The following is a 13,892-nucleotide window of genomic DNA, read 5'->3' on the forward strand; positions in this document are numbered from 1 at the left end:
TAACTTGATCACTTTTTGCTCGCTTATTATGTACTGTGATTAAGCAGTGCCTTTAGTTTGCCCGGTTTAATTGGCTTACTTAAATAATGAATATTAGCGGCTTTGGTTTCTTGTTTAAGCTCGGTGTCGCGCACTGCGGTAATTAAAATAGCGGGTACTTGGCTTTGCCAAATTTCGCGCAGGGTTTTAATTAGCGTTATGCCATCGCAATCACTACCTAATTGATAGTCCATTAAAATAACATCGGGTGCACCGTTTTCTTTAGCATGCGCCAGTACATTATTTACATTATCAAATAGCGTGTAATTAGCTTGCCACTTTTTAAGTAAGCTTGCCATTGCTGCTAAATTTTCAGGGTCGTCGTCTACGGCAACAATATTAATTGCTGCACGGTTTTCTATTAGGCTGTTTGTAGTACTTTTTTGTTGTACAAACTGCTCGTCACCATAAGGTACCTCAATGCTAAAACGGCTACCTTTATTAGGCTCAGAATGCACATCAAGCGGCAAACTTAATAAGTCAGCCATACGTTTTACAACACCTAAGCCTAAGCCTACGCCTTTGTTATCGCCCGACTCAACACGGTAAAAGTCGTTAAATATTTTAGCTTGCTCTACTTCGCTAATACCAGGGCCTGTATCCCATACTTCTATTCGTAAATTGTGCTTTCGGTTCCTACAGGCAATTAATACACGGCCATTATCGGTGTATTTAACTGCATTAGAGACCAAGTTTTGAATAATTCGGCGCAAATAGGTTATATCGCTATGCACAATTTGCTGGTGTGAACGCACACTAAGCTTAAGGCCTTTATCACTTGATAAAATAGCGTATTCACTTTGCAATGGCGCTAAAATATCTTCAATATAAAAGTGGCGAGGGGTTGGGGTCATAGCGCCTTGTTCTAGCTTGGCTATTTCAAGTAGTGCCGACATTAAATGCACGGTTGAATCGAGACTGTCGCCTAATTTTTCAAAGCTGTTTTGGTTAGTGCTGTCGAGTTGCTTTTCGTCAATGGCAGCAAGGTATAAACGTGCTGCGTTTAACGGCTGTAAAATGTCGTGGCTCGCCAGTGCTAAAAAGCGCGTTTTACTGTCGTTGGCTTGCTCTGCTTCTCGTTTGGCTAAAGTAAGTGCTTGCTCGGTTTGTACACGGCTATCTATTTGAGCTTGTAAGTCTCTATTAATGGTTTGCACTTCTTGAGTTCGCGCTTCTATGCGGTTTTCAAGATCCATGTTTACTTCTTCAAGCGCATTTTGCGTACTTATGTGATTGGTAATATCCGAAAAGCTGGTAACAAATCCGCCATCGGGCAGCGGGTTACCAATCATTTCGTATACTTGGCCATTACGACGGTGGCGAATAAAGTGATGTGAGCTGCCGTATTTTAAATGCTGCACACGTTTTTCTACTTGGCGTTCTATTTCGCCAGGGCCACATTCACCACGGTTAGCGTTGTATCTAATAATATCTTCTATGGGTTGGCCTACTTCTAGAAATCCTTCAGGGTAGCCAAACATTTCGCTGTAGCGTTTATTCCAAGCTACTAGCTTTAAATCTTTATCGACAACCGAAATACCATGGCTTAAATTTTCGAGTGAGGTAAATAACAGATTTTGATTAAATTGCAGCGCTTGTGTGGTTTCGTCAAAAAAGTTTACAACTTCTTCAAACGCCATACGCTTACCCGACGATACCGTATGTATTAATGCTTGCGCGGAAGATGCGCCCAGCACGCCTGTTAACGCGCGTTCGCAGTAGGCTATAAATTCAGGCTCTGGGTGTGCGTTGTTATCGCTTAAGTGATGGGCGAGTGCGTAATGCGCCAATACTTGTTGGCTGCGCTGAATACCTAAAAAGGTTTGCAGTAGTATTTTAAAGTCGTAAACAGTGGCTTTTACATCTTTATTTAAGCGCCTTGATAAAATAGCCTGATCTTTAGGGTTAACAAAAGCAGCTGCCTGAATCTTATCAATTAAGCGCTCTTCAGCCCCAAGTGAAAAACTAATATAGCAACCAATATTGGCAAACAAAGCTATCAAGGTTCCACGCGTTATAAGCGTTTGTTGTAGCTCGCTATCAAGCGTTGCTCCGGCATCGAGTATTGGCAGCATTAAAAATAGTACCCAGCAAATAAAGCCCGCTACTAAACCTGCATAAACCCCATAAGCATGGCCTTTTCGCCAGTATAAACCGCCCACAATAGCGGGTAATAATTGAGTAACAAGTGAAAAAGCAACTAAGCCCATACTTGCCAGTGCGCTGCTATGGCCAAACCATTGCTGATAGAAATAGGCCAAAATTAATATGCCTGCAATAGCAAAGCGCCTTACAAGTAATATACGAGACTTATAACTGGTAGTAATTAAGTTGCGTTTAAATTTACGACGTAGCATTAGGGGTAATACCACATCGTTTGAAATCATCGTGCTTAATGTAAGCGTTGCTACCACTATCATTGCGGTGGCGGCCGATAAACCACCTATAAATACAAAGGTGGTTAAAAAGGCGTTGTCGTTAATTAACGGTAGGGCAAGTACAAAGCTATCTGGCGAATAGCCGCTGCCAATTTCAGGATGAATTGCCGCAGTCGCAATAGGTAAAATCATTGCGGCAGTTAATAATAAATACAGCGGAAAAGCCCAGCGAGCGGTAAGTAAGTGGCGTTTGTTTTGGTTGTCGACCACGGTTACATGAAACTGGCGTGGTAAACATATAATAGCCGCCGCAGCCATTAAAGACTGGCCAATAAAGTTAAAGCTAAAGAAGTTAAAGTCGCTCCAATGGGCCCAAATCGACTCGGTTACTTTATTTGAAGTAGGCTCTGGCATATTAAATAAGGTGTAAACAGCAAGGCCTGCTACAGCAATAAGTGCAATAAGTTTAATCATCGATTCAAACGCGACAGCAAGCATTAACCCAGAGCGATACTCTGTTACGTCCACTTTGCGGGTACCAAAAAATATTGCAAATAAGGCCATAATTAATGTGGCAGAAAGCGCGAGCATATCGCCTGATATTTTATTACTGTTTTGCAAAAGTAAAAAGCTGGTACTAAGCGCTTTTAATTGCAGTGCAATATAGGGAATAGTCGCGAGTAAGGCGATTACAGTAACCATAATCGCGGTAGTTTGGCGTTTGCCGTAACGAGCTGAAATAAAGTCAGCAATAGTGGTTATGTTTTGTTTTTTGCTTACCAGTACCAGCTTACGTAAAAACCCTTGGCCGAATAAAAACAGCAGCGCAGGGCCCAATAATATTGGCAAATAACTCCAACTGCTGGTGGCGGCTGTACCCACTGAGCCGTAGTAAGTCCAAGAGGTACAGTAAATCCCAAGTGAGAGTGAATACACAAAAGGGTGATGGCTAATACGCTTCGCCAAAGGGGTTGTTTTATCGCCCCAATTGGCGAGCCAAAACAGCACACCTATATAACTTAAAGCAACAATAATGAGTACGGCAGTCATGTTGTTATTAAACCTTATTATTTTAAATAGTCTCTCAACCCTATGAGGGATTAACACAATACCAGAACTGAGGTTAAGTGTGAGGCTTGAATTTAAAATAAAACTTTCATTTTATTTCTATCTTATTGAATATTAATAACAAAAATAAAATCATCTCAAGCATTAGACTAATGTCGCATTAATAACCAACTTACCAATTTAATAGTAAAGCTAATTCAAAAAATTAAGCTAACCAATTGAAATAAAATGCAAATATATAAAATACGTTTGAATGATAAATACAGTTTACGTAAACGTTAACAAGCTGTTACGACTATGGTCTCAATTCAATATGTAACCAGCGTTGCTAAATTGGTAAGCGAAGATAAAAAACCACTCATCGCGATATTGCGGTGCTTAAAGGGGAAAACAAAAATGGCTTTTAAAGATGAAGAACAAGCAAAAGCTTATTGGGCAGAAAACATTTCGCTGTTATTTAAACTATTAGCAGTGTGGTTTATCGTGTCTTTCGGCTTTGGCATATTACTGGTTGATGTACTTAATGAAGTACGTTTTTTTGGGTTTAAACTTGGCTTCTGGTTCGCCCAGCAAGGCGCGATTTATACCTTTGTTGCTTTGATTTTTGTGTACGTTTTCAAAATGAATACGTTAGATAAAAAATACGGCGTAGACGAATAGGAGCTAAGCAATGGATGTTCAAACACTCACGTTTATAATTGTTGGTTTAAGCTTTGCGCTTTATATCGGCATAGCAATTTGGGCCCGTGCGGGTTCAACTAAAGAGTTTTATGTAGCAGGCGGCGGCGTACCTCCTCTTGCTAATGGTATGGCAACGGCTGCCGATTGGATGAGCGCCGCGTCGTTTATTTCAATGGCGGGTATTATTTCGTTTGCAGGTTACGATGGCAGCGTTTACTTAATGGGGTGGACAGGTGGTTATGTACTATTAGCCATGTGTTTAGCGCCTTACTTACGTAAATTCGGCAAGTTTACTGTTCCTGACTTTATTGGCGACCGTTACTATTCACGCACCGCGCGTTTAGTAGCAATTGTATGTGCCATATTCATTTGTTTTACTTACATTGCAGGGCAAATGCGTGGTGTAGGCGTAGTATTTTCACGCTTTTTAGAAGTAGAAATTGAAACCGGTGTTTACATTGGTATGGTGATTGTATTCTTTTATGCGGTACTTGGCGGCATGAAAGGCATTACCTACACACAAGTAGCGCAGTATTGTGTACTTGTATTTGCCTACCTTGTACCAGCCATTTTTATCTCGATGATGATGACGGGTCACTTTTTCCCACAAACCGGTTTTGGTGCCACATTAATTGGCAGCGATGGCGTGTATGTACTTGATAAACTAGACGGCTTAAGCGCTGAACTTGGTTTTGCGCAATATACCGAAGGCTCTAAGAGCATGATTGACGTGTTCGCTATTACTGGCGCGTTAATGGTAGGTACTGCTGGTTTACCACATGTAATTGTTCGCTTTTTCACTGTACCTCGCGTAAAAGACACGCGTATTTCTGCAGCATGGACACTTGTGTTCATCGCGATTGTTTATACTACAGCACCTGCGGTTGCAGCCTTTGCTCGCGTAAACATGGTTGATACTATAAATGGTAAAGACGGTAGCGGTACAGCTTACGCAGAAGCACCAGGATGGATTAAAAACTGGGAACGCACAGGTTTAATTACATTTGATGATAAAAACGGCGATGGCAAAATGTTCTACACGGCGGGTAAAATCACCGATCCGAACAGTGCTAACGAAGTAAACGTAGACCGCGACATTATGGTATTAGCTAATCCAGAGATTGCTAACCTACCAGCATGGGTAATTGCACTTGTAGCTGCTGGTGGTATTGCCGCGGCACTTTCTACTACAGCAGGTTTACTACTGGTTATTTCGACCTCCGTTTCGCACGATTTACTCAAGCGAACTCTCAAGCCCGATATTACCGACAAGCAAGAGTTACTTGCAGCGAGGTTGGCAGCCATGGTCGCTATTGTTATCTCCGCGTACTTTGGTATTAACCCGCCTGGGTTTGTGGCATCGGTAGTGGCATTTGCATTCGGCTTGGCGGCAGCGAGTTTCTTCCCAGCAATTATTATGGGTATATTCTCTAAAACAATGAACCGCGAAGGCGCAATTGCAGGCATGGTAACGGGTATTGGCTTTACCGCTGCGTATATCATCTTCTTCAAGTTTGTTAGCCCAGAGCTAAACAGCCCTGAAAACTGGTTCTTAGGTATTTCGCCTGAAGGTATTGGCTTAATTGGTATGATTATTAACTTTGCAGTAGCTGCAATTGTTCTTAAGTTTACTAAACCAACACCAGTTGAAATTCAAGAAATGGTTGAAAGCATTCGTAACCCTAAAGGGTCTGCAGAAGCACACGACCACTAGGCTACAATTTATAGATATAGTTTAGAAAACATAAAGCACCAAAAGCCCGACTTTAGTCGGGCTTTTTATTTGTTTAATAAATAAGTACATTAGATTGGTACATCACCATTTAAAGAGCGAATACAATGAGTGTAGAACAACAAGAAATAGCCCAATACGTTTGTTTGCAAGCACCTTTTACTATGCTTGATAGCAGCGCATACGAATATTTTGTAAATCATCTTGATATTATTTACCTCACCCGCGAAAACCAAACTCAGTGGTTACAAAGTGAAAACCCTAAACTGTTTTTAATTCGCTCTGGTTTGTATGACCTAGTTGATGGTAAGGGCGATGTTGTTACACGCTTAGCGCAAGGTGACTATTTTGGTTTTCCGTCGCTGTTAACCGGTGAGGCAATTCAAAATAGGTTGGAAGTACAAAAAGAGGGCATAGTGTATATGCTCTCTCAAACGCACTTTGATTTTTTACGCAGAGAATATAAATCGTTTGAGCAATATTTTGTACGCGCTCATGCTAACCGGTTGTTGTCATCGCATTATAAAAGTAAAAACGATAGTTGGTCTGAACGTAAAATATCAGAGCTGATGACCCGCACCGCCATTACGCTTTCGCCCGATGCAAGTATTAGGCAAAGCGCTAAAAAAATGAAAGAGCATGGCGTATCGTCAATAATGATAACGCAGCACGCGCACTTAGTAGGGGTGGTAACCGACCGCGACTTACGTAATCGAGTACTTGCCGACGAAGTAGATCCACAAGACGCAGTAAGCAGTATTATGACAGCCAAACCTAAGTTTATATTTGAAAATAACCGGGTGTTTTCGGCGCTGCACTTAATGCTTAAATACAATATTCATCATTTACCCGTGCTTGACGAAAATCATAACCCAATAGGGATGATAACCAGCACCGATTTACTGCGCCAACAAAAAAGCGACCCCGTACAGCTTATTGGGCGCATATATAAAGCGCATACTGTTACTGATTTAAAACGCTACGCTAAAGAAATTCCCGAACTTTTGCGTGGTTTTTCGTACAACATTGACGACATATCATTAATTGGTAAATTACTCAGTGGTTTAACCGATGCGCTTACATCGCGCCTGATTCACTTATTTCAAGAAGAGCATGGCGCAGCGCCAACCAGCTTTAGTTTTATTTGCTTTGGTTCGCAAGCACGCGAAGAACAAACCTTGCATTCAGATCAAGATAACGGCTTATTACTCCCTAACGACTTAACCACCGAGCAACACGCTTACTTTAAAAGCATGGGAGAGTTTGTATGTGAAAATTTGGTTGAATGCGGCATTAGGCGTTGCCCAGGTAATATTATGGCAAGCAGCGATGAGTGCCGAATGAGCGTAAACGACTGGAGCGAGCGCTTTTTTAAATGGATAAAAAGCCCTACTCCTAATGCAATGCTCAACTGTAAAATATTTTTTGACCTGCGATTTATTGAAGGCTCAAATGCTTTATACACCGCTTTTTGCGAGCAACTAATTCGTATATCGCGTAACGACTTATTCTATGCCGCAATGGCAACCGATATAAGCAGCAACAGCGTGCCAATTGGTTTATTTAATAAATTTAAAACCGAAAAAACAGATCAAAATAATAAATACATAGATTTAAAAAAACGCGGTGTCGTAATTATAAATGACATAGTGCGGTTATACGCTTTAAAAGCGGGTATTAGGCGCGCCAACACGCAAGAGCGATTAGACGCACTACTAAAACATAAACTGATCAGCAAAGAAGATATATACAACCTAAAAGACTGCTGGCGGTTCTTAACGCAGCTTCGTTTGAGTACACAAATAAACGAAGAGGGCTTACCGAGTAATTGCATTAACCCTAATAAATTAAACTCACTAGAGCGCCATCAACTAAAAGAAGCGTTTTACCTTGTTAAACAAGCGCAGCAAGCCGCCGCGTTTAAGTTTGCTCGCGGCAGTTTATAACGATGGATTACTAACATGGTAAAAAAGCTGCTCACTCGGTATTTAAAGCGCCGTAAATTACTAGGTAAAAATGCCTTACAACAACGTTATTTGGTGATTGATTTAGAGCTCACTGGCCTTGATGCAAAACAGCACGAAATTGTATCGGTAGCGTGGGTGATAATAGATAACCAATGTATAAAAATGAGCGAGTCGCAGCACCTTATAAATAAAGACGTAAAAAGCCTTGAGCAAAGTCCTGTTTTTCATGGAATTAGCGATGATGCTATAACAAAAGGACAGAGCTTGTGCAGTATATTAACGCAATTGAGCAGCCACTTTAGCGACTGTATTTTAGTGTTTCATAATGCCATGCTCGATTGGGGGTTTTTAAAAATAGCGCTTAAAAATGCCAATATAACTATACGTCCTAAACTCATAATCGACACACTCCATATTGAACAAAAGCGCTTACTTCATCATTCAACTGAAATAAAACAAGATGATTTAACCCTAAATGCCTGTCGCACACGTTATGAGTTACCAAGCTATCATTGCCATCATGCACTGACTGATGCACAAGCAACCGCTGAGTTACTGCTAGCCCAGTGCCATCAAATAAGCCGTGGCAAAGAGTTAAAATTAGGCGAGTTGATGTAGGTTGGCTGTAGGCGGGGCTTTATACCAATCTGCTTATATACGGGGTCTATTTAACATTAAGAAAATTACGCTAGAACTAGGCAAAAATTTTTGTATCTAGTTGTTCTAAATAAAAAATTTTTAACGACGTTATAGTGCAATTTAATTTGTTAAATTGATCAAAGATTTATGCAGGTTGGTATTATGCCGCGTGAGATAAACTCCCGCCTACAATAAAGAGCAGTTTACTTTTATTGTTATCCGTATGACTATAGGTACAGTTACGTAGTCATTATTTAGCTAATTACTCCAAGGAACGAATATGAAACTCATTACTGCCATTTTCTTAACCTTATTCCCACTCATCACTTTTGCTAATTCAAGCTTACCTGCTAATCGCCATATTGCAGTGCAGGGTACTGCTGAGGTATTGGCAAAGCCCGATATGGCTAAGATTTCTTTTGAAGTAATAAGCTTTAAAGACAAATCACTTGATGCAAAACGTGATGTTGATGATCGAGTAAATTTGTTACTTAAAGGATTAAGCAAGTACGGTGTTAAGGAGACGGATGTTTCTGCTACAAGCCTGTTAACTTACAATGATGACGACAAGTTTAATGTCGAGAGCGGTACAGCAATTAATGCAGGATATGTAGCAACAAGAACACTTAAAGTAACATTAAGAAATATTGAAAAATTGAATGATTTTATCGATTTTGCACTAAGTGTAAAAATTAATGAACTAACGAATATTGAGCTTATGTCTTCAAAAGCCGCGCAGTTAAAAGCTGAAGCAACACAAGGCGCAATAGATAACGCTATAGTTAAAGGGGGTAAGCTTGCCAAAGCATTTGGCGCAGAGCTTGGAAAAATTTACAGTATTAATTCCAATTCTAACCGTTCAAGTTATGGTTATGGCGTAGATGATTTTGAGAGAATAGTTGTGACCGGCTCTAAAGTTACTAGAAATCCATTTGAGCAAGGCAGGTATTTACAAGAAACTATTACATTTAAATCATCAATAAACGTAGTGTTTGATTTAGAAATAAATTAAAAATATACATGGTTAATTTGATTTTATAAATAGGGGTTATGATTATGGAAAATGATATAAACATGCTTTCTGAACATATAATGGATTTAGATAACCTGAAAATTGAATATAATCCAAAGGTTATTGAATCACTTAAAGAAATTAGAGAGTGGAGCATGGAGTACGTCAGTGAACAATTTAATGCTGGCTTATCTTTAGAAGATGCAACAAAAAAACTATCTACAGAGCTTAATAAAAATCACCCAAATTTAACAGACGAAACGATCTATAATATTTTTATATATGTACATTTTTATCTATGTCGTTAGCTATTTTTGATAGTTTAATTTACAGCTAATGGCTACATTAACGTTGTTTTTGCTATTTAAAAAATCAGGCTCTTGGTTCGATAATCATAACTAGCTTATTCATACGCTTTAACCTTAATTTAAAGTTTCTAATCGCCCCCTCTTATAATAATGTTCAAGGTCGATTACAATACCGCCATCAAAAAGGCAAATAGCCTTTATCTGCACGCTAAAAGAGTGGATTTTATATTTCATGGCAATCAAACTTGCAATTAATGGTTTTGGTCGTATTGGTCGAAATATTGTCCGCGCGTTATACGAATCAGGTTTGAGCGACGATATAAAAATTGTTGCGATTAACGAACTTGCTGACCCTGAAGCTATTGCTCATTTATTAAAATACGACACATCCCACGGTCGTTTTTCTTTCCCTGTAAAACTTGGTGAAGACACCATTAGTGTTGCAGGCGATACCATTGCACTTTTTTGTGAAGAAAACCCAATTGAATTACCTTGGCAAACACTCGATGTAGACGTTGTACTTGAATGTACGGGCGTTTATCACTCGCGTGAACATGCGCAGTTACATATTACCGCAGGTGCTAAAAAGGTGTTGTTTTCGCATCCGGCTGATAACGATGTTGATGCAACGATTGTGTATGGCATAAACGACGATGAGCTTAAAAGCGAGCACACGATTGTGTCTAACGGGTCGTGTACAACTAACTGTGTTGTGCCAGTTATTAAAGTACTTGATGATGCATTTAGTATTGAATCGGGCGCTATTACGACTATTCATGCGTCGATGAACGATCAACAAGTGATTGATGGTTATCATCATGATTTACGTCGTACTCGCGCTGCAAGCCAATCAATTATTCCAGTTGATACAAAGCTCGCCCGTGGTATAGACCGTATTTTACCTAAATTTAAAGGCCGTTTTGAAGCCATCGCCGTACGTGTACCGACTATAAATGTCACGGCAATGGATTTAAGTGTAACGGTTAATACCGATGTAGATTTAAACGCAGTAAATAACGCACTTAAAGCACAAGCAAAAGACCGCTTAGAAGGTATTTTAAGTTATACCGAAGAGCCGCTTGTGTCGGTTGATTTTAATCACGACCCACATTCTTGTATTATTGATGGCACACAAACACGTGTTAGTCACAAACGACTGATAAAGTTATTAGTATGGTGTGATAACGAATGGGGTTTTGCTAATCGTATGCTCGACACAGCGCGTGCTATGATGGCAGTGAATAAGTAATTTATTAATATAATAATTTTAAACGTATTTTTCAGGTTCAGTATCGTTAACTAAGGAGATGTTCATGTCGGTCATAAAAATGGCAGATTTAGATTTAAACGGCAAACGCGTATTAATTCGTGAAGATTTAAATGTACCAGTTAAAGCAGGTAAAGTGACGTCAGATGCGCGTATTCGTGCAGCACTACCTACTATTAAATTAGCGCTTGAGATGGGCGCTAAAGTAATGGTTATGTCACACCTTGGCCGTCCTACGGAAGGGGAATATGATGAAGCGTTTTCGCTAGCACCTGTCGCTGATTACTTAAACGATGCCCTTGAGCAAACTGTACGTTTAGAAAAAGATTACCTAAACGGTGTTGATATTGCTGATAACGAAGTTGTTGTTTTTGAAAATGTGCGCTTTAACAAAGGCGAGAAGAAAAACGACGAAGCGCTATCTAAGCAACTTGCAGCACTGTGTGATGTATATGTAATGGATGCATTTGGTACGGCTCACCGTGCACAAGCATCTACGCATGGCGTTGGCTTATTTGCTGATGTGGCATGTGCAGGTCCTTTATTATCGGCTGAACTAGAAGCGTTAGGCAAAGCACTTGATAACCCAGCTCGTCCATTAGTGGCGATTGTTGGTGGTTCTAAAGTTTCAACTAAGCTAACCGTTTTAGATTCACTTTCTAAAATTGTTGACCAATTAGTTACCGGCGGCGGTATTGCAAATACCTTTATTGCTGCATCAGGTAGCCCAGTTGGTAAATCGCTTTACGAACCTGATTTAATGGATGAAGCTAACCGCTTATGTGCTGCAGCGATTGCTAATAATGGTGAAATTCCGGTACCGACTGACGTAGTTGTTGGTAATGAGTTTTCTGAATCTGCTGTAGCTACGCTTAAAGATGTAAGCGAAGTGACAAGCGACGATATGATTTTTGATATTGGTCCTGATACAGCGAGCAAGCTTGCAAAAATTATTGCAAATGCGGGCACTGTTGTATGGAATGGCCCTGTTGGCGTGTTCGAGTTTGACCAATTTGGTAATGGCACACGTGCTATTGCACAAGCAATTGCTAACTCAAATGCGTTTTCAATTGCTGGTGGTGGTGATACCTTAGCCGCAATTGATAAATACGGCATTGCCGATAAAGTTTCTTATATTTCTACTGGTGGTGGTGCGTTCTTAGAGTTTTTAGAAGGCAAAAAACTTCCAGCAGTTGAAATGCTAGAGTCGCGCGCTAAGTAATTTTAGTAGCGTAAGGTGAGGGGGTAATAGCCCTCACCGACAATTAATTATTAAATACCTCTCACCCTAATTTAATAGTTAATTTAGACGGAATATTACTGCAAAGCAGTGGTTTTTCGTGGCGTTGTTATAACGCCAAACTAACACATCCGTTCAAACTAGATGGTAGGGAACTACTGTCGATAAATTGGAGAATACCCAATGGCTTTAATCAGTATGCGACAACTTTTAGATCATGCAGCAGAGCATGGTTACGGCGTACCTGCTTTTAACGTTAACAATCAAGAGCAAATGCGCGCAATAATGGAAGCGGCTGACAAAACAAACAGCCCAGTAATCGTTCAGGGATCAGCTGGCGCACGTGCTTATGCTGGTGCTCCATTTATTCGTCATATGATTTTAGCAGCCGTTGAAGAATGGCCACATATTCCCGTTGTTATGCACCAAGATCACGGCACATCGCCAGGTGTATGTCAGCGTTCAATTCAGCTTGGTTTTTCATCAGTAATGATGGATGGCTCGTTAATGAGCGACGGCAAAACTCCTTCAAGCTACGAATACAATGTAGAAGTAACGCGCGAAACTGTTGCTATGGCGCATGCTTGTGGCGTATCGGTTGAAGGCGAGCTAGGTGTACTTGGTTCACTGGAAACAGGTGAAGCTGGCGAAGAAGATGGTGTTGGCGCAGAAGGTATACTAACCACTGAGCAAATGCTAACAGACCCTGAAGAAGCGGCTGACTTTGTAAATAAAACACATGTTGATGCACTTGCAATTGCCTGTGGTACTTCGCACGGAGCTTATAAATTTACTCGCCCACCAACAGATGACATTTTAGCGATTGACCGCATTAAAGCGATTCATGCACGTATTCCTAACACGCATTTAGTGATGCATGGTTCATCTTCAGTTCCACAAGAGTGGTTAGAAATTATTAATCAGTACGGTGGCGAAATTCCAGAAACTTATGGTGTGCCAGTTGAACAGATTGTTGAAGGCATTAAATTTGGTGTTCGTAAGGTAAATATTGATACCGATTTACGTTTGGCATCTACCGGTGCAATTCGCCGTCATATGGCGCTTAACCCATCTAACTTTGATCCACGTAAATACCTAGCTGAAGCTACAAAAGCAATGACAGAGATTTGTGTTGCGCGCTATAACTCGTTTGGTACTTCTGGTCAGGCTAGTAAAATTAAGCCAATTTCACTTGATGAAATGCACCTTAAATACTTAAGCGGCGAGCTAGACCCTAAAATTAGATAATAGATCAATTTATAATTGATCATTATTAGGGCCTGTTTATCTTTCGAGGTTAAATTTGCAGCAGTATGTTTGGTATTTAGACAAGGCAGAGCCTATGCAGTGTGGTTTTATTCCCCATAAATAGGCGATAACGTGGAATAAATGCCAAACATGCGCTGCCCGAAGGGTTCTGCCTAGGGGCAATTTACTCTTTGTTGCCTACATGGATGTCATAGGTAGGTACTTAAGAAAAACATTAAGTACAGCCTTAAAAATTTGGCTCTACCCCATACTGAAATACTCCTGTTTTTCGATCGCGTTTGGGGTGTGCCCT

General features: G+C 40.4%; 10 protein-coding genes. 9 read left to right on the forward strand and 1 reads right to left on the reverse strand.

The genetic code is table 11. The features are described from left to right. Nucleotides 1-26 precede the first annotated feature (26 nt). Nucleotides 27-3,467 (reverse strand): PAS-domain containing protein, encoded by a 3,441-nt coding sequence (locus QL995_RS19860; RefSeq protein WP_165727298.1) that lies wholly within the window; start codon nucleotides 3,465-3,467, stop codon nucleotides 27-29. Nucleotides 3,468-3,881: 414 nt separating this feature from the next. On the opposite strand from QL995_RS19860, the gene QL995_RS19865 reads away from it, so the two are divergent. The 9 genes from QL995_RS19865 to fba all read left to right on the forward strand — a co-directional run bounded on the left by QL995_RS19865 (nucleotide 3,882) and on the right by fba (nucleotide 13,579). After that, nucleotides 3,882-4,145, forward strand: coding sequence for a DUF4212 domain-containing protein (locus QL995_RS19865; RefSeq protein ID WP_007377498.1), 264 nt, complete (start codon nucleotides 3,882-3,884; stop codon nucleotides 4,143-4,145). 10 nt (nucleotides 4,146-4,155) lie between these two features. Beyond that, nucleotides 4,156-5,880, forward strand: coding sequence for a sodium:solute symporter family protein (locus QL995_RS19870; protein WP_007587184.1), 1,725 nt, complete (start codon nucleotides 4,156-4,158; stop codon nucleotides 5,878-5,880). Between the two features lie 125 nt (nucleotides 5,881-6,005). Continuing rightward, a complete protein-coding gene (locus QL995_RS19875; protein ID WP_290294918.1) occupies nucleotides 6,006-7,844 on the forward strand; it encodes a DUF294 nucleotidyltransferase-like domain-containing protein in 1,839 nt (612 codons plus the stop codon). Between the two features lie 15 nt (nucleotides 7,845-7,859). Next, nucleotides 7,860-8,483 carry a 3'-5' exonuclease gene (locus QL995_RS19880; protein WP_197152565.1) on the forward strand — a complete coding sequence of 208 codons (624 nt, stop codon included), beginning with the start codon at nucleotides 7,860-7,862 and terminating at the stop codon, nucleotides 8,481-8,483. A 301-nt stretch (nucleotides 8,484-8,784) separates the two neighbouring features. After that, nucleotides 8,785-9,516, forward strand: coding sequence for an SIMPL domain-containing protein (locus QL995_RS19885; protein ID WP_290294919.1), 732 nt, complete (start codon nucleotides 8,785-8,787; stop codon nucleotides 9,514-9,516). Between the two features lie 44 nt (nucleotides 9,517-9,560). Beyond that, nucleotides 9,561-9,824 carry a hypothetical protein gene (locus QL995_RS19890; protein WP_290294920.1) on the forward strand — a complete coding sequence of 88 codons (264 nt, stop codon included), beginning with the start codon at nucleotides 9,561-9,563 and terminating at the stop codon, nucleotides 9,822-9,824. Nucleotides 9,825-10,056: 232 nt separating this feature from the next. Next, entirely contained in the window at nucleotides 10,057-11,073 is a 1,017-nt protein-coding gene (gene epd, locus QL995_RS19895; RefSeq protein ID WP_197176256.1) for an erythrose-4-phosphate dehydrogenase, read from the forward strand. 64 nt (nucleotides 11,074-11,137) lie between these two features. After that, nucleotides 11,138-12,313: a phosphoglycerate kinase gene (locus QL995_RS19900; protein ID WP_007587175.1), complete on the forward strand. Its 1,176-nt coding sequence runs from the start codon at nucleotides 11,138-11,140 to the stop codon at nucleotides 12,311-12,313. A gap of 201 nt (nucleotides 12,314-12,514) precedes the next feature. After that, entirely contained in the window at nucleotides 12,515-13,579 is a 1,065-nt protein-coding gene (gene fba, locus QL995_RS19905; protein ID WP_007377491.1) for a class II fructose-bisphosphate aldolase, read from the forward strand. Nucleotides 13,580-13,892 lie beyond the last annotated feature (313 nt).

Origin of the sequence: Pseudoalteromonas sp. APC 3358, from assembly GCF_030408075.1 — a bacterium.
Lineage (GTDB): Bacteria > Pseudomonadota > Gammaproteobacteria > Enterobacterales > Alteromonadaceae > Pseudoalteromonas > Pseudoalteromonas arctica.

Excerpts from the sequence above, each read along its gene's own strand:
- QL995_RS19860 (WP_165727298.1), bottom strand. The coding sequence starts at position 3,467 with ATGACTGCCGTACTCATTATTGTTGCTTTAAGTTATATAGGTGTGCTG.
- QL995_RS19865 (WP_007377498.1), top strand. The coding sequence starts at position 3,882 with ATGGCTTTTAAAGATGAAGAACAAGCAAAAGCTTATTGGGCAGAAAAC.
- QL995_RS19870 (WP_007587184.1), top strand. The coding sequence starts at position 4,156 with ATGGATGTTCAAACACTCACGTTTATAATTGTTGGTTTAAGCTTTGCG.
- QL995_RS19875 (WP_290294918.1), top strand. The coding sequence starts at position 6,006 with ATGAGTGTAGAACAACAAGAAATAGCCCAATACGTTTGTTTGCAAGCA.
- QL995_RS19880 (WP_197152565.1), top strand. The coding sequence starts at position 7,860 with ATGGTAAAAAAGCTGCTCACTCGGTATTTAAAGCGCCGTAAATTACTA.
- QL995_RS19885 (WP_290294919.1), top strand. The coding sequence starts at position 8,785 with ATGAAACTCATTACTGCCATTTTCTTAACCTTATTCCCACTCATCACT.
- QL995_RS19890 (WP_290294920.1), top strand. The coding sequence starts at position 9,561 with ATGGAAAATGATATAAACATGCTTTCTGAACATATAATGGATTTAGAT.
- epd (WP_197176256.1), top strand. The coding sequence starts at position 10,057 with ATGGCAATCAAACTTGCAATTAATGGTTTTGGTCGTATTGGTCGAAAT.
- QL995_RS19900 (WP_007587175.1), top strand. The coding sequence starts at position 11,138 with ATGTCGGTCATAAAAATGGCAGATTTAGATTTAAACGGCAAACGCGTA.
- fba (WP_007377491.1), top strand. The coding sequence starts at position 12,515 with ATGGCTTTAATCAGTATGCGACAACTTTTAGATCATGCAGCAGAGCAT.